Source organism: Micromonospora sp. B006, from assembly GCF_003408515.1.
Lineage (GTDB): Bacteria > Actinomycetota > Actinomycetes > Mycobacteriales > Micromonosporaceae > Micromonospora > Micromonospora echinospora_A.
Map to the genome: position 1 here is coordinate 6,483,414 of NZ_CP030865.1, position 23,594 is coordinate 6,507,007.

Here is a 23,594-nt window from a genome sequence, read left to right on the forward strand (position 1 = left end):
ACGCCGCGCCGCCGCCACCCGGCGAGGGCGGGGCGTGCCGCCGATCAGGCCAGCAGCGTCTCGCGCAGCCGCGCGCCCAGATTGAACTCGCCGACCACCCGGGGACCGGCCGGGTCGTACACGGCGATGCGGTGGTTGCGGCGCATCATCTCCCGCACCGCCGGCGGCAGCCGGGGCGGGTCGTCCATCGTCGCGAGCACCCGCGCGCCGGTGCCCATCAGCCGCTCCACGAGCGACGCGCCGTCGGTGTCCACCCGCACCCGGCCGAACTCCCAGCCGACGGTGGTCAGGTCGAGCACCTCGAACAGCCGCGTCACGAACGGCTGCGGATCGGTCACCTTGTCCAGCCGGTCCGCCTGCCCGCCGACCGCCGCCACGGCGCCGGCCACCTGCGCGTACGGGTGCAGCCCGCTGGGCAGCGCGCCGAGCGGCCAGCGCAGCGCGGGCCCGGCCTCCTTCCACAGGGGCCGGTAGTTGCGGCGGTGCACCAGCAGCCGCCTTCCGGTACGCCGGAACACCTCCTGCGCCTGGCACTGCAGGTCGGCGTGGGCCTGATCGGCGGCCTCGCAGACGATGCCGGCGGCCACCACGAGACCGTCGTCATCGGACAGCAGCCGGGTGATCGCGTCCACCTGGTCCGGGAACCGGAGGCGGGCGTGCGCCCCGTAGGACTGCCGGACGTCCCGCAGCAGCTCCTGCTGGCGTGTGGGGTCCAGTTCGACCCGTCCGCCACCGAGCAACCGCTGGAGCCAACCCATCGCGCCTCGCTTCCGTCGCGGTCTGCGGACCGGGCAATGCTAGTTCGTCGGCCGTTGCTCGTATGGTGACGGGGTGACCGATCGATCCCTGACCCTGATGGCGGTGCACGCGCACCCTGACGACGAGGCGACGAGCACCGGCGGCGTCCTGGCCCGCTACGCGGCCGAGGGCGTCACCACTGTGCTCGTGACGTGCACCGACGGGGGGTGCGGCGACGGTCCCGGCGGGATCAAGCCGGGCGACCCCGGGCACGACCCGCAGGCCGTGGTCCAGATGCGCCGCGCCGAGCTGGCCGCCAGTTGCGAGGCGCTCAAGGTGACCCACCTGGAGACGCTCGACTACGGCGACTCCGGGATGATGGGCTGGGCGACGAACGACGCGCCCGGCGCGTTCTGGAACACGCCGGTGGCCGAGGCGGCCGGCCGGCTGGCCGAGCTGATCCGGCGCTACCGCCCGGACGTCGTGGTCACCTACGACGAGAACGGCTTCTACGGCCACCCGGACCACATCCAGGCGCACCGGGTCACGATGGCCGCTGTCGAGCAGACCGGCATCCCGTCCAAGGTCTACTGGACCACCGTGCCGCGCAGCGCGTTCCAGCAGTTCGGCACCGTCATGCGCGAGATCGGGGTGGAGTTCCCCGAGCCGGAGGCGACCGACGAGATGCCGGCGCTGGGCCTGCCGGACGACGAGATCACCACCTGGGTCGACACCAGCGGGTACGGCGGGCAGAAGTTCGCCTCGCTGGCCGCGCACGCCAGCCAGGCGGAGAACATCTTCTTCCTGCGGCTGGGGCAGGAGCGGTTCACCGAGCTGATGGGCATGGAGACGTTCGTGCGCGTGCGGGACACCACCGGCGCCCCGACACCGGAGGACGACCTGTTCGCCGGGCTGCGCTGACCGGCCGCCGGCCCGGTCCGGCGTGTCGTCGGCCGGGCCGCCCATCTCAGGCCGCAATGGTCTGCGCGGCCAGGTGCGCGAGCACCACGCGGACGTCGCCGCCGGTGTCGGCCATGACCTGACGCTGCCGGGTGGCGCCGGTGCCCTCCTGGCGCACCCGGTCCATCTGCCGCCGCACCAGGTCCAGGTCGCCGTGGCGGGTCAGCGAGGGCGTGACGATGTCGAGCATGTCGTCGACGAGGTCCCAGGCGGGCCGGGGCCGCCCGGTGCGCAGGTCGACCAGGTCACCGTCCACACCGTCGTGTGCGGCCCGCCAGTGCGCGGCGGCGACCAGGCAGGCGCGGATGCGCTGGGCGGGCACGCCGTCGCGTATGTCGCCGATCGCGGTGGCGACCAGCGCCCGGACCAGCCCGGCGATCAGGACCGTGTCGTCGACTGTGGGGCAGACGTCGCCGACGCGGATCTCCACTGTGGGGTACGACGCCGACGGCCGGGCGTACCAGTAGACCATCGCGGCGTCGAGCATGACGCCGGCGGTGATCAGGTCCCGGACCGTGGCGTCGTAGTCGGCGGCGGAGTGGAAGTGCGGCGTCGGTCCGATGCTCGGCCACCGTTCCAGCTGCATCGAGCGCCAGCTGGCGTGCCCGGTGTCCCGCCCGTCGTGCAGCGGCGAGTTGGTGGTGAGCGCCTGCACCACCGGCAGCCACGGACGCAGGTGGTTGCAGACCTGCACGGCCAGCTCCCGGTCGGGCACGCCGACGTGCACGTGGCAGCCGCAGACCGCGGGGTCGTGGGCCACCGGGCCGAACCGGCGGGACATGTCGTGGTAGCGCTGCTCGTCGGGCACGGTGCGGTGGGCCTCGCAGACCGGCGTGGCGCCGACCGCGACCAGTCGCGCCCCGGCCGCCTCGGCCGCCCGGGCGGCGGCCCGGCGCAGCGTGACCAGGTGCTCGCGGAGCTGACCGAGGTCAGGGCTGACCGGGGTCACCATCTCCACCATGCTGTGCCGGAACTCCTGCCGGCTCTGCTCGCGTGCGGTTCCGGAGAGGGCGTCGCGGACCCGGTCGGCGACCGGCATGCTCTCGCCGGTGACCGGGTCCAGCAGCAGGAACTCCTCTTCCACCCCGAGGGTCAGGACGGTGGGGATCTCCGGTGTCGGGGTGGTGGCGGTGGTGGTGGGCCGCGGCCTCACCGACGGCTCCACCGGCACGGAACGGTCGGCGTGTCGTCGTGAGGCGGAGTCATGTCTCGACGGTACGAGGCCGAGGCCTGTCCCGAGGCCGTTTCCGCCGACCACCGCCCCCGCGGGTGGCGCGGGGGCGGTGGGGTCGCTCAGCGGTCGTCGTACGTCGATCAGCAGTCGTAGTACATGGCGAACTCGTGCGGGGTCGGGCGCAGGCGCACCGGGTCGACCTCGTTGGCCCGCTTCCAGTCGACCCAGGTGGAGATCAGGTCGTCGGTGAAGACGTTTCCGTCGAGCAGGTAGTCGTGGTCGGCCTCCAACGACGCCAGCGCCTCGGACAGCGAGCCCGGGACCTGCTTGACGTCGCCCCACTCCTCCGGGGGCAGGTCGTAGAGGTCCTTGTCGATCGGCGCCGGCGGCTCGATCTTGCTCTTGATGCCGTCCAGGCCGGCCATGAGCATCGCGGAGAAGGCGAGGTAGACGTTCGCCGACGGGTCGGGGACCCGGAACTCGACGCGCTTGGCCTTGGGGTTGCTGCCGGTGACCGGGATGCGGGTGCAGGCGGAGCGGTTGCGCTGGGAGTAGACCAGGTTGACCGGGGCCTCGAAGCCCGGCACCAGGCGGCGGTAGGAGTTGATGGTCGGGTTGGTGAAGGCGAGCAGTGAGGGGGCGTGGTGCAGGAGGCCGCCGATGTACCAGCGGGCGGTGTCGGACAGGCCGGCGTAGCCGGTCTCGTCGTAGAACAGGGGTTCGCCGCCGCGCCAGAGGCTCTGGTGGGTGTGCATGCCGGAGCCGTTGTCACCGAAGAGCGGCTTGGGCATGAACGTGGCGGTCTTGCCGTGCGCCCACGCCTCGTTCTTGATCAGGTACTTGAAGAGCTGGAGCTGGTCGGCCGAGTGCAGCAACGTCGAGAACCTGTAATTGATCTCGGACTGGCCACCCGTGCCGACCTCGTGGTGTGACCGTTCCACAGTGAACCCGGCGTCGACCATCCGGCGGACCATGCTGTCGCGCAGGTCGGCGTAGTGGTCGACCGGCGGCACCGGGAAGTAGCCGCCCTTGTAGGCGGTCTTGTAGCCGCGGTTGCCGCCCTCTTCGATGCGGCCGCTGTTCCAGGCGCCTTCGATCGAGTCGATGTAGTAGAACGACTGGTGGGCGGAGGTTTCGTGGCGGATGGAGTCGAAGATGTAGAACTCCGCCTCGGCGCCGAAGTAGGCGGTGTCGGCGATGCCGCTGGCGGCGAGGTAGGCCTCGGCCTTCTTGGCGACGTTGCGGGGGTCGCGGGAGTAGGCCTCGCGGGTGAACGGGTCGTGGATGAAGAAGTTCAGCGCGAGGGTCTTCTGCGTGCGGAACGGGTCGATGAAGGCGGTGGCGACGTCCGGCAGCAGGAGCATGTCGGACTCGTGGATGGCCTGGAACCCGCGGATCGAGGAGCCGTCGAAGGCGAGGCCGTCGGTGAACACGCTGTCGTCGAACGACTCGACCGGCAGGTTGAAGTGCTGCATCACGCCGGGCAGGTCACAGAAACGTACGTCGACGAACTTCACGTCCTCGTTGGCGAGGTATCGCAGGAGTTCCTCGGAATTGGCGAACACACGTCCTCCTGGCAGGCGTCGTTGATCCTGGCCACGTCCCGTGGCCGGACCGCCCGGGGACATGGCCCGTACCGCCACCGTACGACGGCTCGCCGTGCCCGGCTCGGCAACCGCCCATCCGGGTTTCCTTCGCCACATGCCGGGTAGTCGCCGTACCCGGCGGACCGCCCGGGGGAGACGACGCGGCGGGAGGTTGGCATGGTGAGTGCTCCGCGACTGACCGGTGGGCGCTGAGATGTGCGGGATCAGCGGTGAGGCCAGGTTCGACGGGGCCACCCCCGACACCGACGCGGTGAACCGGATGACAGCGGCCATGCGCTCCCGCGGCCCGGACGGTGAGGGCGCGTGGAGCGACGGCTGGATCACTCTCGGGCACCGCCGGCTCACAGTCATCGACCTGTCCGAGGCCGGCGCGCAGCCGATGGTCCGCGACGACCTCGGGCTGGCGCTCGTGTTCAACGGCTGCGTCTACAACTACCCGCAGCTGCGCGACGAACTGCGCGCCGCGGGGCACACGTTCCACAGCACCAGCGACACCGAGGTGATCCTGGTCGCGTACGCGCAGTGGGGGGAGCGGTTCGTCGACCACCTGGTCGGCATGTTCGCCGTGGCGCTCGTGGACCGGCGTTGCCGCCGCCTCGTGCTGGCCCGCGACCGGCTCGGCATCAAACCGCTGTACCTCGCCGAGTCCCCGGGCCGGCTCCGGTTCGCCTCCACGCTGCCGGCGCTGCTGGCCGGGGGCGACGTCGACACCGGCATCGACCCGGTCGCGCTGCACCACTACCTGTCCTGGCACTCGATCGTGCCGGCGCCGCGCACGATCCTGCGCGGGATACGCAAGCTGCCCCCGGCCACCGTCCGGGTGGTGGACGCCGACGGGAACAGCAGCGAGCGCGTCTACTGGCGGCCCGAGTACCGGCGCGACCGGGCCCACGACGGCATGGACGCCGCCGACTGGCGGGCCGCCGTCGGGGACGCGCTGCGCACCGCCGTACGCCGCCGCCTGGTCGCCGACGTGCCGGTCGGGGTGCTGCTCTCCGGCGGCCTCGACTCCAGCATGATCGTCGCGTTGCTCGACGGCGCCGGCCAGCACCACCTGCAGACGTTCAGCATCGGCTTCGACAGCCGCGGGGACGAGGCCGGCGACGAGTTCCACTACTCCGGCCTGGTCGCCCGCGCGTTCGGCACCGACCACCACCGCATCCAGCTCGCCGACGACGACCTCGGCCCGGCCGTACGCGCCACCGTGGCGGCCATGACCGAACCGATGGGCAGCCACGACGTGGTGGCGTTCCACCTGCTCTCCGAGCAGGTCGCCCGGCACGTGAAGGTGGCGCAGTCGGGCCAGGGCGCCGACGAGGTGTTCGCCGGCTACGGCTACCACCACCGGCTGGCCGACGCGGCGCGGGCGAACGCCGCGGCCGAGTTCACCGCCGCGTTCTTCGACCGCGACCACGCCGAGCTGAACCGGGTGGTCGACCCCGCGTACACCTGCGAGCACGACGCCAGCGGCGAGCTGGTCGCCGCGGACCTGGCCGCGCCCGGCGCGCAGACCGCCGTGGACGCGGTGCTGCGCCTGGACACGCACCTGATGCTGCCCGACGACCCGGTCAAACGGGTCGACAGCATGAGCATGGCCTGGGGGCTGGAGGTGCGGACGCCCTTCCTCGACCAGGACCTGGTGACGCTCGCCGCGGCCTGCCCGCCCGAGCACAAGCTGGCCCAGGGCGGCAAGGGCGTCCTCAAGGAGGTGGCCCGGGAGGTGCTGCCGGCCGAGGTCATCGACCGGCCCAAGGGCTACTTCCCGGTGCCGGCGCTGCGCAACGTCGACGGGCCCGTGCGAGAGTTGGTGGTCGAGGCGCTCAGCGCGCCCGAGGCACGCCGGCGCGGGTTGTTCCGCCGGGAGTACGTCGACGAGCTGCTGGCCGAGCCGGACCGGGCGCAGGCCGCCGCCGGCAGCAACAAGCTGTGGCAACTGGGCCTGCTGGAGTTGTGGTTGCAGTCGCACGGCGTGAGCTGAGTGGCCGCCCGGCCCGGGACGGCGAGAGGAGCATGGTGAAGTTCGTCATCGAGAGCGAAGCCGACGGCACCGTGGGGTTCACCGTGGTGGGCGGCGACGGACGGGTGCTCGCCACCGGACAGCCCTGCCCGGACAAGGGCGCGGCGCTCGCCGCGGTGGGGGAGATGATGCACGCGCTGGGTGACGCCTGCATCGAGGACCGAACCGGGGCGGGCGCCGGGCCGGTCGCCGGCACCCGCACCGAGATCGGCGACGACATGTCGGACATCGGCCGCTCCGGCATCCCGCCGGTCTGAGGCTGCCTCCGTGGCTGGAACCCGCCCGGTCGGCCGGGCGGGTTCGGTGCGCTCACTGCTCGTCGTCGAGCACTTCGGTGTGGCCGTCGCGGGTGACGGTCGGCGGGAGGTGTTCGTCCGGCTGTGGCGCCTCCGCCAGCGTGTGGTGCGGGTCGCCGTCGGGCGAGAACAGCACCCGATCGGTCTTGCGGGTCTTCTCCTGCTCCTCCTCCGGCTCCGTCACCACGTTCTCCCTCCGCTCACCGGCGCCCCGGGCAGGCCACCTCGCCCCACGCTATGCGCCGGACGGGTCCCGGGAGCGGGTTTCCGCCGACGGCCCCCCGCGGTCACCGGTCCGGCCGGTCGCCGTCCCCACTGACGGCGGCCGCTGGGGTGGGGCTGACGCATTTCGGCGTGCCGATGTCAGGTACCGGTCCCCTGATCGGCCCGCCGCGTCGACCCTCGCCGTCACGGACGGTAGCGCCGGAGCTGTCCGCACGGTTCACCTCGCGGCTCCTTTGCTCTGCAGCCATCGGCGCGGCGGTGACTCACGGCTACCGCTGCGTATGCGGCTGCAGAGCAAAGGGCGGCGAAGGGGCAACAGCACCGCCGACGACCCATCGAGCATCTCGGCTGCTCACGGGCATTGTTCGCGGAAATCGCCGCAACTCGACAGAGGAAGCGCCCCTCACCCTCCGTGGCGATCTGCTGGATCGGGGTCGAGGTGACGGACAGTCACACCCCGGGCCGCAGGCGGATCGCCGAAGGGCGGCAGCAGGGTCAGGCGACCCGCCAGTCGCGCACCAGGGCGGCCACGGTGCCGTGCCGCGCCGCCGGGTCGCGCCGGGTGGCCCGGTCGACGACAGCGCGTTCCGCGGTGGTGCCGCGCCAGCCGGACGGACCGTCGAGCAGGTGGTGCAGCGTGCGGCCGAGCGCGTGGACGGTGGTGCGCTCGTCGATTGTCGCGCCCCAGGTCAGCTCCTCCGGCGACAGGTAGCGGCGGGACCCGGGCAGCCGGTCGGAGTCGAGCACGAACGCCCCCGGCCGGTACTCGTCCAGGTCGATCAGCCACATCCGGCGGGCGTCGAAGTCGTAGAGGAAGCAGCCGTCGTACAGGTCTACAGCGACGTACCCGGCCGCGCTCACCGCCACGTGCGCATCGAGGATCGCGTCCAGCGCCGCGCGTACCTCGGCGACCGGGAGCCGCTGGAAGCGGGCCAGCCCGCTCCGGTCGCTGCCGTGGACGGTGGCGTGGTTGAGCACGACGCCGTCGCGCCACGGGTACACGATCGTCGGGCCGTCGGCGCCGTCGCGTACCAGCTCGGGCCGCACGAGCGCGGAGTGCCGGACCGCCGCGTGCAGGCCCAGGGCGCGCGTGAGCGATTCGCGCGCCCGCGGTGTCCCGGCCCGCTTGACGAACCAGCGCCTGCCCGCCGACTCCACGCCGTAGGAGACGCACCCGGAGTCCTGGTCCCCGAAGACCACGAACGCGGCGGCCGGGTCCAGGTTCAGCATCGGTCGAGGTTACGACGACTAGCCGGCCGGCGAGGGCCCCGTCCGGGTCACCGCGGCGGATCCACCACCTCGATGACGTCCGCCGGCGCGCGGCGGGGCGCGGGCGGCAGCTCGGCCTCCGGACCCCAGCCGACGCGCACGATCAGGTACGGGTCGCCGATGCCGGCGAGCAGCTCACGCATCATCCGGCGCGGCCAGGTCAGCTCGACGGCGTCGCTGAGCGGCGCGCTGGCCAGCCCGTCGGCGGTGGCGGTGAGCAGCAGCGCCGACAGCGCCTCACCGCCGCGCAACCAGGCGGCCGGCTCGTCGCCCTCGCCGAACAGGATCAGGTACGCCGCGCCGCGGTCGAAGTCCGTGCCCGCGGTGAGCCCCGCCGCCCCGCCGGGCGCGTAGTCACGCAGCGGCACCCGTCGTGGGGAGGGCCGCACGGCGGTGGCGGAGGGCACACCGTCGCCGCTGGCCGGCGGCCGGTTGGTCCACCGGTTCAGCTCCTCCCGGTACGCGGGGTCGGCCAGTTCCGCCTCGGCGGCACGACCGGTGGACACGGCGAGCATCGGCATCTGGTCCGGCCGGACCACGTGCAGGTGCGCGCCCTCGGCTTCGACGGCGTCCCCGAGGCGGGCCAGCACCGCCTCCGGCACCGGCCGGTCGCCGTACGCCCGCCGGTCGGTGCGGCGGCGCGGGATCGCGTCGACCAGCCTGCCCGCCGGCACGTCCAGGTCGGCCGGGCCGGTCGTGCGCAGCCGGGCCAGCAACGACGGGTCGGCCGGATCGGGCAGCCGCTCGACCACCGCCGCCCAGCCGAACGCCGCCAGCGACACGCGCGCGTGGTGCAGGGCGGCGCCGCAGCTCAGCATCAGCAGCCGGCCGTCCGGGTCGGTGTGGGTGAGCTGCCGGTCCGGCTCGGCGCGCAGCTCCAGCGTGTCGCCGGTGATCCGCCAGCGCCAGGGCTGGGTGTTGAACACCGACGGGGCGTGCAGGGACTGCCGGGCGGCCGCCTCCAGCACGCGTACCCTCGGGTCCTGCTCGACGCGGGTCGATGCGCTGTTCATGGCGGCCCTCCCTGCTTGCTCGTCCCCTTCCGAGCCTGCCCGCCGCCCTCGCGGGCGGACAGGGCCGGAGGTCCCGGCCGCACCGGGCCGTGCGCCCCGGCGCGGCGTCAGGCGTCGTCCGGCTCCGGGGGTACGGCCAGCGCGATGGTGAGGTCGAGGACCGTGGCGGGGTCGTGCAGCCGGTCGCCGAACAGCTCGCGGAGCTTGCCCATCCGGTAGCGGACGGTCTGCGGGTGCACGAACAGGTCGGCTGCCACCTCATCGCGGCGTCCCTGGTGCAGCAGCCACGACCGCAGCGTCTCGGCCAGCCGGTGCGCGGTGGCCGGAGGCAGCGCGGCCAGCGGCGCGAGGGCCTGCGCACGCAGGTCGGCCAGCGCCTCCGGGTCCATGCTGAGCAACAGCGTGGCCAGGTGACGCTCCGTGTCCACCGGCCCGGCGTCCGCCTCGCCGAGGCCGAGCGCGAGCGCCCGGGTGGCCCGCTGGTACGACGCGGCGACACGGTGCCAGGGGCGGGCCGGGCCGAGCACCGCCCGGTGCCCGTGCAGCAGCCGGGTGAGCTGGCGACGCCGGCCGCCGTGCATGTCCGGCACCAGTAGTACGGCCAGCTCCTCGACCGGGTTCATGCCGGGCAGGTCCTCGCCGCTCTCCAGCGTGTGCGGGCTGAGCAGCGCCAGCACCGCGCGCAGGTGCCGGCGGGGCAGCAGCACCACTGTGAGCGTCTGCGGCGGCGGCCAGTCGGCTCGCTCCGCGCTGCGCCGCAGCGACTCCTCCGGCTCGCCGGCCAGCAACTGCCGGGTGAGCCGTTCCATGCTGCGGCGGCGCATCCGGCCGGCGCTGGCCAGCTCGTCGGCGTGCCCGGCCACGCTCGCGGCCGACAGCTCGTCAATGTACGCGAACATCAGCTCGGCGAACTCGGCCACCGTCGCGGCTGCCAGCCCGCTGCGTACCGTCGTGGTGGACACCTCGCGCCAGGCCACCCGGGCGCCCACCCGGTACGCGGCCAGCAGCGCGTCCATGCTCCGCCCCGAGCGGGCCTCGCCGCTGCCCAGCGCGTACGCGGCTTCCAGCGCCGGGGCCAGGGGAGTGCTCGGGTCGAACGCCTGGGTACCCTCTATGAGCTGGAGGAACGTGCCGAGCGCGATGCGTACCGCGTTTTCGATCTTCGCCCGCATGGCGCCGGTGAGCGCGCCGGAGTAGTCCGGCACCTCGGCGGTGATCGCGGAGACGGTCCGCTCGGCGACCATCGGCAGCCGTTCGCGCAGGGTCTCGGCCATCCCGGCCTCGAGGTTGAGGTGCGCGGCGCGCTGCCCGGTGCCGGCCTCCAACGTCATGTTGTTCCCTCCGAACAAAAACCTGCGACCGTTTCACCTTTGTCGGTCAAGATGTTATGCGATCGGGCGGTCACGCTGGTCATATGACCACAACTGCCTCCCGCCGCCCTCAGAAGGTCACCTTCCGGGACAGGCTGCTGCGGTTGGCCGGAGCGGTCACCACGCCGGTGCTTCCCGACGACTATCTCGACCTGATCGCGCCGCTGCGCGCGGGCGCCCCGCTGCGCGGCCGGATCGTCGCGGTCCGCCCGGAGACCCGGGACGCGGCCACGCTGGTGATCCAGCCCGGCCGTGCCTGGCAGGGGCACCTGCCCGGGCAGTACATCCGCCTCGGCGTCGACGTCGACGGCGTGCGCCAGTGGCGCGCGTACTCGGTCACCTCGGCGCCGGACGCCGCGGACGGCCGGATCAGCGTCACGGTGAAGGCCATCCCCGACGGCAAGGTCAGCAACCACCTGGTCCGCCGGATCCGGCCCGGCACGCTGATCCACCTCGACCAGGCCCAGGGCGACTTCGTGCTCCCGAGCGCGACGCCCGAGCGGGTCCTGTTCGTCACCGCCGGCAGCGGCATCACCCCGGTCATGGGGATGCTGCGCTCCGGTCTGGCCGACCGGGCCGACGTGGTGCTCGTGCACTCGGCGCCCACCCGCGACGACGTCATCTTCGGCGCGGAGCTGCGCGCGCTCGCGGAACGCGGCACGTTGCGGCTGGTCGAGCGGCACACCGACACCGACGGCCTGCTCGACGTCGCCGAACTGGCCGGCCTGGTGCCCGACCACCTCGACCGGGAGGCGTGGGCGTGCGGGCCGATCGGCATGCTCGACGCGGTTGAGGGGTACTGGTCCTCGAACGGCCTCGTCGAGCGGTTGCACACCGAGCGGTTCCGCCCGACGGTGATCACGCCGGGCGAGGGAGGCACTGTGACGTTCACCGGAGCAGGGGTGACCGTCGAGTCCGACGGTGCCACCACCCTGCTCGACGCGGGGGAGAACGCCGGAGTGCTGATGCCTTCCGGGTGCCGGATGGGCATCTGCTTCGGCTGCGTCGTACCGCTGCGCCAGGGCGCCGTCCGCGACCTGCGCAACGGCGACGTCACCACGGCCGTACCGGGGGACGGCGTGCTCGTCCAGACGTGCGTGTCGGCCGCCGCCGGTACTTGCGACATCGATCTCTGAACAGGAGCCACCCACGTGACCGTCATCCAGAAGAAGGCCGTCAACCCGATCGCCCACCTGAGCGCCGAAGACATCGAGATCATCGGCAAGGAACTGGACGCGATCCGGGACCGGGTCCTCGCCGACCGGGGGGAGCGGGACGCCCGCTACATCCGCAAGGTGGTCAAGACCCAGCGGACACTGGAGATGAGCAGTCGCGCGGTGCTGCTGTTCTCGCTGTTCCCGCCGGCCTGGATCGTCGGCACGGCCGGCCTCACGGTCGCCAAGATCCTGGAGAACATGGAGATCGGGCACAACGTCCTGCACGGTCAGTGGGACTGGATGCGCGACCCGAAGATCCACTCCACCACCTGGGAGTGGGACCACGTCTCCCCGGCCGACCAGTGGAAGCAGTCGCACAACGAGCTGCACCACCGCTACACCAACGTCGTCGGCAAGGACAACGACCTCGGGTACGGCATCATGCGCGTCGACGAGGACCAGCCGTGGCACCCCATGCACCTCGGGCAGCCGCTCTGGAACCTGATCAACGCCATGTTCTTCGAGTACGGCATCGCCGCGTACGACATGGAGCTGGGTGACCACCTCAAGCAGCGCAACCTCAAGGACCCGAAGTTCCGGGCCAAGGCCCGGGCGGTCGGCCGCAAGATCCGCCGCCAGGTGCTCAAGGACTACGTGGTGCACCCGCTGCTGTCCGGCCCGTCGTTCCTGACCACGCTCGCCGCCACGTTCACCGCGAACCTGCTGCGCAACGTGTGGAGCCATTCGGTGATCATGTGCGGGCACTTCCCCAACGGCGTGGAGACGTTCGAGAAGACCTCCATCGAGGGCGAGACGCGCGGCGAGTGGTACCTGCGCCAGATGCTCGGCTCGGCCAACATCAGCGGCAGCCGGCTGCTGCACATCATGACCGGCAACCTGTCGTACCAGATCGAGCACCACCTCTTCCCCGACCTGCCCAGCAACCGCTACCAGGAGATCGCGCCGCAGGTGCGGGCGCTGTTCGACAGGTACGGCCTGCACTACACCACCGGCCCGCTGCCCAAGCAGGTTGCCTCCGCGTGGTGGAAGGTCATCCGCCTGTCGCTGCCCAACCGCACCGACAGCCCGCAGCCGGTCGCCCCGGCCGCGCTGGCCTCCTCCGGCACGGCCTGACCCGACCGTTCGGTGCACGGCCGGTGAACTTCCACCGGCCGGCACCTGACCGTCCGCTGCACTTTTAGCGTCTTCGCAGCTCAGACCGCATTTCGTGGCCGCCGCGCCGGTCCCGTGCCCCCGTACACTCGCGCCCGTCGGGGCGTACGGGTGAAGGGGTGTTCGACGATGCGGCTTCGCCGGCGCGTGGTCATGCTCGTCGACAACGCGGTCGAGGGTGACTCGCGGGTGCAGAAGACGGCCCGCTCGGCCGCCGACGCCGGCTGGGACGTCACGCTGATCGGATGCGCCCACGTCGACGCCGAACGCCGCTGGCGGCTCGGCGACGCCGAGGTACGCGTCCTGCCGCTCGCCGCAGCTCGCGCTACTCCACCCGCCACCGCATCGGCTGTCGTCTCCCGCCCGGGCGGCGGTGTCCCCGGCCCCGGCGTCTCCGCCGGCCTCGGTCCCGGCGACGTCTCCGCTTCGGGCCGTGATGCTGGTTCGCGCGACGGCTCCGGCCTGCGTGGCGTGTCCAGCTTGCGTGACGGCTCCGGCCTGCGTGACGGCTCCGGCCTGCGCGACGGCTCCCGCCTGCGTGGCGTGTCCGGGCTGCGGGCTCGGCTGGTGGCTCGGGGCGGGCTGCCGTTGCGCGCGGCGCGGCTGGCCCGCCGGCCCGTCGAGCACGCCGAGGTCCGCTACTGGCGGGCCCGGCTGCGCGACGGGGCCTGGCGGCGGCTGGAGCCGGGGCTCTGGGACTACGAACGGGTCGCCGGATCGGTCGTCGACGACCTGCGCCCCGACCTGATCCACGCGCACGACTTCCGGATGCTCGGCGTGGCCGCCCGCGCCGTGGACCGCGCCCGCGCTGCCGGTCGCGACGTCAAGCTGGTGTGGGACGCGCACGAGTGGCTGCCCGGCGCGCGGCCCCGCCGCGACAATGCCCGCTGGCTGCCCGCCCACCTCGGCTACGTCCGCGAGTACGTCGGTCACGCCGACGCGGTCGTCACCGTTTCCGACACCCTCGCCGACCTGCTGGTACGCGACCACGACCTGCCCGACCGCCCGACAGTGGTGCTGAACGCCCCGGTCACCGCCGCCCCCGAGCCGACCGCCTCCGAGCCGACCGCCTCCGAGCCGACTGTCTCCGAGCCGACTGTCTCCGAGCCGACTGTCTCCGAGCCGACTGTCTCCGAGCCGACTGTCTCCGAGCCGACTGTCTCCGAGCCGACTGTCTCCGGGCCGACTGTCTCCGGGCCGACTGTCTCCGGGCCGACTGTCTCCGGGCCGACTGTCTCCGGGCCGACTGTCTCCGGGCCGGCCGCCTCCGGGCCGGCCGCTCCCGGGCCGGCCGCTCCCGGGCCGGCCGCTCCCGAGCCGATCGCCTCCGACCCGCCCGTCCCCGAGCCGGCCGCTCCCGAGCCCGCCGACCTGCCCGCTCCTGACCTGCGGGAGCGGTGCGGTCTGCGTCCGGGCACGCCGCTGCTGGTCTACAGCGGGGCGATGGCCGTCCAGCGCGGCGTGGACACGGTGGTCGAGGCGTTGCCGCTGCTGCCCGGCGTGCACCTGGCGCTTGTCGTAGCCGACCCGGCCGCCGCCTACGTCCGCCAGGTCGTCGCCCGCGCGGCCCGGCACGGGGTGGGCGACCGGGTGCACGTGCTGCCGTACGTGCCGCACCGCCAGCTCGTGGCGTTCCTCGCCACGGCCGACATCGGGCTGATCCCGCTGCACCACTGGCCGAATCACGAGATCGCGCTGATCACCAAGTTCTTCGAGTACGCGCACGCGCGGCTGCCGATCGTGGTCAGCGACGTCCGCACCATGGCCGAGACGGTGCGCGCCACCGGTCAGGGTGAGGTGTTCCGCGCCCGCGACGCCGCCGACCTGGCCCGCGCGGTCCGCACGGTGCTCGCCGATCCGGCCCGGTACCGCGCCGCCTACGAGGGCCCGGACTCGCCACTGCCTGGATGGACGTGGGAGGCGCAGGCCGAACGCCTCGACGCCCTCTACCGCCGCCTGCTCACCCCCACCCGCTGACGCCCGCCGCCCACCACCCGGCCGGGTGGAACATCATGGGTGTCTCCGGCCCGTTTTGGCACCCATGGCGTTCCACTCGCGTCTTGGGGCGGCATGGTCAACTCCAGCTCGGCGAGGTGGCGGCATCCGAGTGCCGGTGACCCCGCCATTTCGGGGGAGTGGTGTCGATCTTGCGGGTGCGGGTGCGGGTGCGGGTGCGGGTGCGAGCGCGGGTGCGGGTGCGAGCGCGAGGGCGAGGGCGAGGGCGCGCGCGGGGGCGCGCGGGAAAAGGGCTGGGCGGGACGGTGTGGACCGGGCTACCGTCCAAGGTATGCAGAGCAGGCGCACCCTTACCGCCGCGGCCGCGCGAGCTTCCCGCTCGCCGGTTGCCGCCGCCTGAACCTGTCCCACACCCACGCCGGCGACCGGAAACGGTCCGCCGGCGTCGTCGTGTCCACGCCGTGAAACGCGCGCGGCGGGCCGTCCGGTCACCCGTACCCGGAAGGCACCCGCCATGACGCCCGACGACATCACCCAGACGTTTCTCGACCACTACCACCGGCACGACCATCAGCGTGCGCCGGAGAGTTCCCTCGTTCCGCCACCCGGCGACCCTGTGCTGTTCACCACGTCCGGCATGCACCCGCTCACGCCGTACCTGCTGGGGCGCCCGCACCCGGGCGGACGGCGACTGGCGAACGTGCAGCGGTGCCTGCGCACCACGGACCTGGACGAGGTTGGCGACGACACCCACCTGACCGTGTTCCAGATGCTCGGCTCGTGGTCGCTCGGCGACTACGACATCGCGACCAGCCTGCGGTGGGGCTTCGACCTGCTCACCGACGGGTTCGGCATCCCGGTGGAGAGGCTGCACGCCACGGTCTTCGGCGGCGGCAGCGGAGAAGGGCCGGACGACACCGCGCGGGACACGTGGACCGGGCTCGGCGTGCCGGTGGAGGCGCTGGGCGAGGACAACTGGTGGTCCAACGGCCCGACCGGCCCCTGCGGACCGGACTCGGAGATCTTCGTGTGGACCGGCGACGGCCCGCCGACCGGCACGCCCAGCACCGACGCGCGCTGGGTGGAGGTGTGGAACCACGTGCAGATGCGCTACCACCGGCACCCCGACGGGCGGCTCACGCCGCTGCCGCACTCCAGCATCGACACCGGCATGGGCCTGGAACGGCTGGAGATGGTGCTGCGCGGCGACCGCTCCGTGTTCACCGGCGACGGGCTGCGCCAGTGGGTGGACGAGGTAGGCGACTGGGGCCTGCGCGGCACGGACCTGCGCGTGGTTGCGGACCACCTGCGGTCCGCGGTGGTCGTGCTCGGTGACGGGGTACGCCCCGGCAACACCGGCCGCGGGTACGTGCTGCGCCGCCTCCTGCGCCGCGCGCTCACGGTGCTGTGGCGCGACGACCCGGCGCGCAGCCTGGACGGGCTGCCACCCGAGCTGTACGCGGACACGCTGCGCCGCTTCCGTCAGCCGGTCGATCCGGGGACGCCGGGCGCGCAGCCCGTCGACGTCGGCTCGCTGCACGCGACGCTGGTCGAAGAGGAACGCCGCTTCCGCGGGCTGCTGCGACGCGGACGGCCGCTCGTGGATCGGGTACGGGAGCGTGGCCCGCTGACCGAACGCGACTACCACTGGCTGCACGACACCCACGGGCTGCCCCGCGACCTGGTCGACGGCCTGCTCGCTGAGACGAGCTGAGCTGCGTCGGGGCGAGCAGTGGCCGGGCGAGCAGCGGGTGGCTGAGGGGCGGCCGGGCGAGCGAGAGCCGGGCGAGCGAATGCCGGGTGAGCGGGACCCGGGCGGGGGGCGGTGAGCAGCGGCCCGGGGAGCAGCGGTCAGGTCAGCGGCGACGGCTCAGCGGTGGCCGCCCGGCCGGGCCGGTGCCAGACTCGGAGGCGGACGCCACGCGAGGGAAGCGGACGCCGCCGTGAGGAGAGGGCTGCCGATGACCGAGGTACGGCCGGACGAGGAGAGGGTGCCGCTGCTCGGCGCCGAGGTGCGCATCGCCGACGCGGCGGGGCTGCTCGCCGCCGCCGTCGACGGGCCGGTGGAGCTGCTGGTCGACGGCGACTTCCCGGCCCCGGTGCGGGAGGTGCTCTGCACCGTGCGCGCCGACACCGCAGACGGGCAGCCGGCGCACCGCTTCGAGGCGTACCTGCGGGTGGAGAGCAGCCCGGCGGGCCTGCTCGCTCTCGGTCTGGCCGGGCCGGTCGGCGTGCTGCTCGCCGAGCGGCTGGCCGCCCGCGGCGGTGACGGCCCGGCCGCCGCGGTGGGCCGGATGGCCGCGGAGGCCGGACGGCGGATCTGGCCGCGACCGGTCGCCACGCTCGCCGCGCCGCCCGGCGACGAGGCCGGCCGGGAGGTGCTGCGCGTGGCCCGGGAAGCCGGGCTGCGGCCCCGCGTCGACCAGGACAACGGCACGGTACGCATCCGCGCAGACGTGCCCAGCGCCGAGGTGGATGCGGCGCACCTGCGGGCGATGGTCGGCCTGCTGCTCCAGGCCGTACGCGAGTTGTCCGGCGACAGCGACGAGCCGACGGTGCTGCGCGGACGGACGTACCTCGTGGGGCGGCGACCGGTGACGGCGGCCGGGCCGCGCAGCGCGGCGGTGACCCTCGACCAGGTCGGCGGTCTGTCCGGCGTGGTCGCGCAGTTCCGCGAGGTGGCGGTGTCGTTCCGGCACCCGGCGGCGATGGCCCGCTGGGGCGCGCGCCGGCCGCAGGGCATCCTGATGTACGGGCCGCCCGGCACCGGCAAGACCATGCTGGCCCGGGCGCTGGCGAACGAGATCGGCGCGGACTTCGTGGAGATCCGCACCCCGGAGATCCTGGACAAGTACCTCGGCGGCTCGGAACGCAACATCAAGCGCATCTTCCGGGAGGCACGCCGCTACCGCCGGCCCACTGTCATGCTGTTCGACGAGTTCGACTCGATCATCAGCTACGCCGGGGCCGGTGGGGACGCGGCCAGCCAGGCCGTCAACGCCGTCGCGGGCATCTTCAAGCAGGAGATGAACACGCTGTTCGAGGAGAACCCCGACGTCATCGTGGTGGCCACCACGAACTTCCCGCAGCGCGTCGACGCCTCGCTGATCCGCTCCGGTCGCTTCGACCTGAAGATCGCCATTCCGGCGCCGGACGAGACCGGACGCGCCGAGATCCTCACCAAGATGGTCCGCGAGCTGATCGACCGGCACGAGCGGCCGGGTTTCAAGATGTTCGCCGACGACCTCGACCCGGCCGCCCTGGCGGCCGACACGGCCGGGCTGACCGGCGCGGACCTCCGGGAGGCGCTGCGCCGGGTGCAACTCGCCAAGGCGCTCCGGGAGGCGGCGGAGGGTGCGCCGCCGGCTCCGATCGGTCAGGATGACCTGCGGGAGGCCGTCGCCGGGTTGCGCCGCGGCTGACCGGAAGGAGTCCACGTTGTCCTCGTCCGATCTGCTGCTGTCCCGCCGTGACCTCGCGTTCCTGCTGCACGACTGGCTGGACGTGACCCGGCTGACCGAGCGGCCCCGCTACGCCGAGCACACCCGCGAGACCGTCGACGAGGTGCTGGACCTCGCCGCGCGGGTCGCCGCCGAGCGCTTCGCCCCGCACAACCGGGCCGCCGACACCGGTGAGCCCACGTTCGACGGGCAGCGCGTGCGGACCATCCCGCAGGTCAAGGCCGCCCTGGAGGCGTTCGCCGAGACCGGGCTGCTCGCCGCCACCATGGACGAGTCGGTCGGCGGGCTGCAACTGCCGCACGTGGTGGCCGCCGCCGCGTTCGCCTGGTTCCAGGCCGCCAACGTCGGCACGTCCGCGTACCCGATGCTCACCCTCGGCAACGCCAACCTGCTGCTCGCCCACGGCAGCGCCGAGCAGATCGACACCTGGGTACGCCCCATGGTCGAGGGCCGGTTCTTCGGCACCATGTGCCTGTCCGAACCGCAGGCCGGCAGTTCCCTGACCGACCTCACCACGCGGGCCGAGCCGCAGGACGACGGCACGTACCGGATCGTCGGCACCAAGATGTGGATCTCCGGCGGCGACCACGAGCTGGCCGAGAACATCGTCCACCTGGTCCTGGCCCGCATCCCCGGCGCGCCGGCCGGCGTGAAGGGCCTGTCGCTGTTCATCGTGCCGAAGGTGCTGCTCGACGACGACGGCAACCTCGGGCCGCGCAACGACGTGGTGCTGGTCGGGCTCAACCACAAGCTCGGCTACCGGGGCACCACCAACACGCTGCTGAACTTCGGCGAGGGCGTGCACCGGCCGTACGGGCGGGCCGGGGCGGTCGGCTACCTGGTGGGCCAACCGCACCAGGGGCTCGCGGTGATGTTCCACATGATGAACGAGGCGCGCATCGGCATCGGAGCCGGCGCCACGGCGCTCGGCTACACCGCGTACCTGAAGTCCGTCGCGTACGCCCGGCAGCGCCCGCAGGGCCGGCCGGTCGCCGACAAGGACCCCACCACGCCGCAGGTGCCGATTGTGGCCCACCCCGACGTACGCCGGATGCTGCTGGCCCAGAAGAGTTATGTGGAGGGCGCGCTCGCGCTGGTGCTCTACTGCGGACGGCTGCTCGACGAACAGAAGACCGCGCCTGCCGAGGCCGACCGCGAACGGGCGCAACTGCTGCTCGACCTGCTCACCCCGATCACCAAGAGCTGGCCGGCCCAGTGGTGCCTGGCCGCCAACGACCTGGCCATCCAGGTGCACGGCGGGTACGGCTACACCCGCGACTACGACGTCGAGCAGCACTGGCGGGACAACCGGCTCAACGCCATCCACGAGGGCACCCACGGCATCCAGGCGCTCGACCTGCTCGGCCGCAAGGTCACCATGCGCGACGGCGCCGCACTGGAACTGCTGCTGGAGACGATCCGCGGCACCGTCAGCCGGGCGTGGAAGGCCGACGGGTTCGCCTCCGAGCTGGCCGGTCAGCTCGCCGCCGCGGTGGACCGGATCGCCGTGGTGACGCGGCGGCTGTGGGCACCGGGCGATCCGGAGCTGGCGCTGGCGAACGCCTCGGTGTACCTGGAGGCGGTCGGGCACGTGGTGATCGCGTGGATGTGGCTGGAACAGGTGCTGGCGGTGGAGGCGCTGGGGTCGCCGGACGGGGGCGAGGGGGAGTTCCTGGCGGGAAAGCGGCAGGCGGCGCGGTACTTCTACCGGTGGGAGCTGCCGAAGGTGGGTGCGCAGTTCGACCTGCTGGAAGGGCTGGACCGGACGACGCTGGACATGCGCGAGAGCTGGTTCTAGCTCTCTTGCTTGGGGACCTCAGCTAGCGAGGTCCCCATCGCCGCATCAGCAAATCGCGCAGCACGTACGGATGTTCAGCCCACGGCCTCACACGCCCACGCGTCGAACCCAAGCATAAGTCGGTAGGTCGCCGCGTAGAGGCTCAGCCGCACCACGCTCGTGAAGAGCTGCGCTCAGAATGTAGGAGTCTGAGACTCTGGCACCTCCGGCACGGCGGGCCTCAGTGTTGGTGCTGGTACCTCGTTCGGCCTTGCGCCAAGCGCTCTCCGCGACTCGGCGAAAGGCGGCATTGCTTGGCTTGGCTCTGGTAGCTGCGGGAGCCCAGGGTCGTACTCGTGGTAGTGATGAGGGCACACCCACAGCAATTCCCCAGACGGAGCTTGTACCCGCCGCAGATCACCGAAAATTCGGTTCTCGTCGTATTTAAAGAGCAAGGCGCGAAGGCTGCGGAGGGCTTGGCCCTCCGCCTTGGTAAGTTCGTTTTTGGGCGTTCCCTCCAACCGCTCTTGGCGCTCCACCTCTGCCGGGAGACGCTCGGTAATCACCTTCATGAGCTCAATTCTCTTGGACAGATCCTCGGCTTGTTGCTTAGGCAGAGAGACGCCCGATACTGCAGCAACAATCGGAACGACGAGCCTGAGTGTTTTGAGCACGAAATTTGCGTAAGGTGTCAATCTCGCAACCCACTCACGCTCTTGTTTCAGTTCGTAGGTTGCCGGTTGCCAGGGGTGCCATTCCCCTGGATGCTCACACCAGAGAGTGAGGTAAACCAGTTGGAATGTGATTCTGCGCTGCCTGACCAATCCTGACGGGCTGAGTGGCTCGGTGTTCCGAGGTGGTGGCGCAAGAGTGAACATCCGGGGGCAATCGATTACCTCGGTCGAGACAACCTTCAGCACGCGACGGAGCGAATCAGCGCTTTGTGCGGCGAATACTTCGACCCGCTTCACTCCCCCTTCGATGCGCTCTATGCCGCCCGAAAGCGCACCAAGTTCGTCGTGCAGGGCCTCCAACTGCGCGCGAATCTCAGCCTGGGAAGAGGTGAAGCCGGTAAGCAAGATGGAGATGTCGTGATCAACGTCGCAGTTGAGGCAATCCCGAACAGTCTTTCCTCGTTCGCGCCTACGCAGCAGGCCGTTTAGTGGAAATTCCCCGCCGCAGCCAGGAGTGGGGCAGGGAATCAAAAACTCGTACTGCAAACCCGGCCAACGTCGCCGAAGCAAATGCTCCATGCTGTCGCGGAGTACATTAAAGAAAAGGTCGGGCGAGGGGGCCCGAACCTGCAACATTAGCCTTCCGTCCTGCTGTAGCTCAATCAGAGCTTCGGATGCATATGCGGTGGTCGGGTGGCGGAGGAAGACGCCGTTACGCCAGTGCTTTCCTACGGATGCGTTATGATGCCGAACGGTCATCCAGGCGATGAGGCCCGGTGCGGGCTCCTGCAATTTGCAAATGAGCGTCACAATTCGGACACTTGGTGGCGCTGGGGTCTTGAATATCCAGGGAAGTACCGGTCTCGAATGCGGGACGAGCTGGGCGATCAGGCTCTTCTTCTCATTATCATCCAGGCGATAAGAGATGTCGAACTTCTCCATGAGGCGCAAGAAGTAAGGATGATGGCGAGCCGGATATGGTACCCCTCGTGCATGCTCTTGCCATATCAGGCGTAGTCGTGCATGGTCGAGCACGCCGTTTGATGCTCTCGTCACGGGATCTTCCAGAACGAAGGCGATTGCCTTTGTTAGCCATTCGGGGTTCAGGACGACAATATCTTTCAGGCCCTCATCGTCGCCATAGTAAATAATGTGCCCGAGGTCATGTAGCAATTCTGCCAGAGTGGTGGTTTCCTCCTCGTTGAGGTGCTGGTGACTGCAGGCCTTCACGAAGTCTGTCCACGAGATCTGCGGCTCACTCTGATAACGTGAAAGGATGTCGTCCCTCGCGGCGATCCAGCGCGGGCTTAACATTCGTCCCATTTGCGGAAGCGCGGCAGCTTCCTGAGCAATCTGGTCTCGCAACTCAGCTATTCCACTGCCGCTTTGATTGTCGACGCTGAACTGGCCGGCAAGCATGTTGGGAAAGACCTGCTTGAGCTGCTCAAAATCAATCTCAGGGTTGCGCTCATCGCAATGGGTTGATACAAGAATCGCTCGCGCATCGAGACCTACCCGTAGTCGTATACGACCTAGCCAACCCTCAACCTCCCCCTGCTCTTGGCCCCTTCGGGCATTCCAGACGAGGATGTAAAGGGCGCGACGGCTAAAGAAAAACTGGTGTGTTATGCGGTAAACCTCTTGGCCGCCGAAGTCCCATGCCCTCACCGTCATCGGAAGGTCCAAGTCCGGATGCGGCAGTACAAGAGGGTGGATCTCTAGGCCGTGGGTAGTGTCGCGGTTAAGCACGAAAGGCTCGCCGCGAAGTGACGCTAGTAGGGAGCTCTTCCCGACGGCTCCCTCGCCGACGATGAGAACCTTGGCTTCGTAGTGAGGTACCGCGTCTTCCAAGCTTCGCAAATATGCTGCCAGTGCGTCCAGGCCACGAGTTAGCAGATCTGGTAGAGGGTCGGCAAGGGGATTCCGAGAAACAGACAGTGAGATTGACCGCCCGAGTAGTTGAACCATTTCGCGCGGAAGCTCACGGATTTGATTGCCGTCGAGTTCCAGTTTGTCTAGCTTGGTGAGTTGGCCAAGCTCTGGCGGCAGTTCCGTTATCAGGTTGTTGCTGAGATAGAGTCGGCGCAGGTTGGCGAGTTTGCAAATATCGGCGGGAATTTCCGTTAGGCGATTGTTCCTTAGGTCGAGCTGTTCTAGGTTGCGGAGCCGGAACAGTTCGGCGGGTAGGTGCGACAGTCTATTGCCGTCTAGGTCTAATTCGCGTAGCTCTGACAGCTTCCCAATCTCGGCCGGTAGTGTTTGCAGCCGGTTGTCATCCAAGTACAGCTCTTCGAGTCTCCGGAGTTCGCCTATCTCTTTGGGTAAAGATGATAGTCGATTACTGCGCACATCCAGTTCGGTCAGGTTGATTAGGTGACCGATGCCCGCGGGCAGGGACTCGAGTTCGTTATGGATGAGATAGAGTCGATCGAGGTTGCCGAGTTCGCTGATCTCGGCGGGTAGACTTTTGAGGCCCCAGCCGGAGAACCGCGCAAAGCCTTCTTTTCGAGCGCGGTCCGCGTCCTCGGCTGTGAACCTGCGTTCGGTCTGGTTCGCCCTATTGATGGCTCCCCCTTATTCAGAAATATGCGCGGGTCGTCACGACTTCGGCTGGCGTCGGGTCGTGGCGGCCCATGTTGTATGTGAATCGGATTTCGACCGTAACGAATAAGGGTGATGGATTGCGACCCACGAAGCGTGAAGACTTTGTCATCTTTCCGACAGTGG

General features: G+C 70.8%; 17 protein-coding genes. 9 read left to right on the plus strand and 8 right to left on the minus strand.

All coding sequences use genetic code 11. From position 1 onward, the window contains the following. Nucleotides 1–44 precede the first annotated feature (44 nt). Nucleotides 45–758: a hypothetical protein gene (locus tag MicB006_RS28975; protein ID WP_116510375.1), complete on the minus strand. Its 714-nt coding sequence runs from the start codon at nt 756–758 to the stop codon at nt 45–47. 73 nt (nt 759–831) lie between these two features. Between MicB006_RS28975 and MicB006_RS28980 the strand changes: the two genes are divergently transcribed. Then, nucleotides 832–1,659 (plus strand): PIG-L family deacetylase, encoded by an 828-nt coding sequence (locus MicB006_RS28980; RefSeq protein ID WP_116510377.1) that lies wholly within the window; start codon nt 832–834, stop codon nt 1,657–1,659. A 46-nt stretch (nt 1,660–1,705) separates the two neighbouring features. Here MicB006_RS28980 and MicB006_RS28985 read toward each other — a convergent pair whose 3' ends face one another. Further along, entirely contained in the window at nt 1,706–2,851 is a 1,146-nt protein-coding gene (locus MicB006_RS28985; protein ID WP_116511937.1) for a glutamate--cysteine ligase, read from the minus strand. A gap of 161 nt (nt 2,852–3,012) precedes the next feature. Then, on the minus strand, nt 3,013–4,437 hold the full coding sequence (gene glnA, locus MicB006_RS28990; protein WP_116510379.1) for a type I glutamate--ammonia ligase: 1,425 nt from the start codon (nt 4,435–4,437) through the stop codon (nt 3,013–3,015). A 235-nt stretch (nt 4,438–4,672) separates the two neighbouring features. Here glnA and MicB006_RS28995 point away from each other — a divergent pair, with 235 nt between their 5' ends. Together MicB006_RS28995 and MicB006_RS29000 are read left to right on the plus strand one after the other, a co-directional pair. Further along, nucleotides 4,673–6,457: an N-acetylglutaminylglutamine amidotransferase gene (locus MicB006_RS28995; RefSeq protein WP_116510381.1), complete on the plus strand. Its 1,785-nt coding sequence runs from the start codon at nt 4,673–4,675 to the stop codon at nt 6,455–6,457. A gap of 32 nt (nt 6,458–6,489) precedes the next feature. Next, nucleotides 6,490–6,753: a hypothetical protein gene (locus MicB006_RS29000; protein ID WP_225980557.1), complete on the plus strand. Its 264-nt coding sequence runs from the start codon at nt 6,490–6,492 to the stop codon at nt 6,751–6,753. A 52-nt stretch (nt 6,754–6,805) separates the two neighbouring features. On the opposite strand, the gene MicB006_RS32110 is transcribed toward MicB006_RS29000, so the two are convergent. The 4 genes from MicB006_RS32110 to MicB006_RS29015 all read right to left on the minus strand — a co-directional run bounded on the left by MicB006_RS32110 (nt 6,806) and on the right by MicB006_RS29015 (nt 10,630). Continuing rightward, entirely contained in the window at nt 6,806–6,976 is a 171-nt protein-coding gene (locus MicB006_RS32110) for a hypothetical protein (protein WP_162959107.1), read from the minus strand. Nucleotides 6,977–7,512: 536 nt separating this feature from the next. Further along, nucleotides 7,513–8,247 (minus strand): serine/threonine protein kinase, encoded by a 735-nt coding sequence (locus tag MicB006_RS29005; protein WP_116510383.1) that lies wholly within the window; start codon nt 8,245–8,247, stop codon nt 7,513–7,515. A gap of 47 nt (nt 8,248–8,294) precedes the next feature. Next, complete coding sequence (locus MicB006_RS29010; RefSeq protein ID WP_116510385.1) at nt 8,295–9,299, minus strand: nitroreductase; 1,005 nt, start codon at nt 9,297–9,299, stop codon at nt 8,295–8,297. Nucleotides 9,300–9,406: 107 nt separating this feature from the next. Beyond that, the gene (locus MicB006_RS29015; RefSeq protein ID WP_116510387.1) at nt 9,407–10,630 is read right to left on the minus strand and encodes a CdaR family transcriptional regulator; all 1,224 of its coding nucleotides are present in this window, start codon (nt 10,628–10,630) and stop codon (nt 9,407–9,409) included. An 83-nt stretch (nt 10,631–10,713) separates the two neighbouring features. On the opposite strand from MicB006_RS29015, the gene MicB006_RS29020 reads away from it, so the two are divergent. The 6 genes from MicB006_RS29020 to MicB006_RS29060 all read left to right on the plus strand — a co-directional run bounded on the left by MicB006_RS29020 (nt 10,714) and on the right by MicB006_RS29060 (nt 20,214). Beyond that, nucleotides 10,714–11,805 carry a ferredoxin reductase gene (locus tag MicB006_RS29020; protein ID WP_116510389.1) on the plus strand — a complete coding sequence of 364 codons (1,092 nt, stop codon included), beginning with the start codon at nt 10,714–10,716 and terminating at the stop codon, nt 11,803–11,805. Between the two features lie 15 nt (nt 11,806–11,820). Continuing rightward, nucleotides 11,821–12,960, plus strand: a complete 1,140-nt coding sequence (locus MicB006_RS29025) for an acyl-CoA desaturase (RefSeq protein ID WP_073829870.1) — start codon at nt 11,821–11,823, stop codon at nt 12,958–12,960. 168 nt (nt 12,961–13,128) lie between these two features. Next, entirely contained in the window at nt 13,129–14,976 is a 1,848-nt protein-coding gene (locus MicB006_RS32545) for a glycosyltransferase (RefSeq protein WP_225980558.1), read from the plus strand. Between the two features lie 493 nt (nt 14,977–15,469). Then, complete coding sequence (locus tag MicB006_RS29050) at nt 15,470–16,669, plus strand: alanine--tRNA ligase-related protein (RefSeq protein ID WP_116510391.1); 1,200 nt, start codon at nt 15,470–15,472, stop codon at nt 16,667–16,669. 247 nt (nt 16,670–16,916) lie between these two features. Next, nucleotides 16,917–18,377 carry a 26S protease regulatory subunit gene (locus MicB006_RS29055; protein ID WP_116510393.1) on the plus strand — a complete coding sequence of 487 codons (1,461 nt, stop codon included), beginning with the start codon at nt 16,917–16,919 and terminating at the stop codon, nt 18,375–18,377. Nucleotides 18,378–18,393: 16 nt separating this feature from the next. Beyond that, the gene (locus MicB006_RS29060; RefSeq protein ID WP_116511941.1) at nt 18,394–20,214 is read left to right on the plus strand and encodes an acyl-CoA dehydrogenase; all 1,821 of its coding nucleotides are present in this window, start codon (nt 18,394–18,396) and stop codon (nt 20,212–20,214) included. Nucleotides 20,215–20,387: 173 nt separating this feature from the next. Here the strand turns inward: MicB006_RS29060 and MicB006_RS29065 are convergent, their stop codons facing one another. Beyond that, nucleotides 20,388–23,432 (minus strand): COR domain-containing protein, encoded by a 3,045-nt coding sequence (locus MicB006_RS29065; protein WP_370013515.1) that lies wholly within the window; start codon nt 23,430–23,432, stop codon nt 20,388–20,390. Between the last annotated feature and the right edge of the window lie 162 nt (nt 23,433–23,594).

Excerpts from the sequence above, each read along its gene's own strand:
- MicB006_RS28995 (WP_116510381.1), top strand. The coding sequence starts at position 4,673 with ATGTGCGGGATCAGCGGTGAGGCCAGGTTCGACGGGGCCACCCCCGAC.
- MicB006_RS29020 (WP_116510389.1), top strand. The coding sequence starts at position 10,714 with ATGACCACAACTGCCTCCCGCCGCCCTCAGAAGGTCACCTTCCGGGAC.
- MicB006_RS28975 (WP_116510375.1), bottom strand. The coding sequence starts at position 758 with ATGGGTTGGCTCCAGCGGTTGCTCGGTGGCGGACGGGTCGAACTGGAC.
- MicB006_RS29050 (WP_116510391.1), top strand. The coding sequence starts at position 15,470 with ATGACGCCCGACGACATCACCCAGACGTTTCTCGACCACTACCACCGG.
- MicB006_RS29015 (WP_116510387.1), bottom strand. The coding sequence starts at position 10,630 with ATGACGTTGGAGGCCGGCACCGGGCAGCGCGCCGCGCACCTCAACCTC.
- MicB006_RS32545 (WP_225980558.1), top strand. The coding sequence starts at position 13,129 with ATGCGGCTTCGCCGGCGCGTGGTCATGCTCGTCGACAACGCGGTCGAG.
- MicB006_RS29005 (WP_116510383.1), bottom strand. The coding sequence starts at position 8,247 with ATGCTGAACCTGGACCCGGCCGCCGCGTTCGTGGTCTTCGGGGACCAG.
- MicB006_RS29055 (WP_116510393.1), top strand. The coding sequence starts at position 16,917 with ATGACCGAGGTACGGCCGGACGAGGAGAGGGTGCCGCTGCTCGGCGCC.
- MicB006_RS29000 (WP_225980557.1), top strand. The coding sequence starts at position 6,490 with ATGGTGAAGTTCGTCATCGAGAGCGAAGCCGACGGCACCGTGGGGTTC.
- MicB006_RS29010 (WP_116510385.1), bottom strand. The coding sequence starts at position 9,299 with ATGAACAGCGCATCGACCCGCGTCGAGCAGGACCCGAGGGTACGCGTG.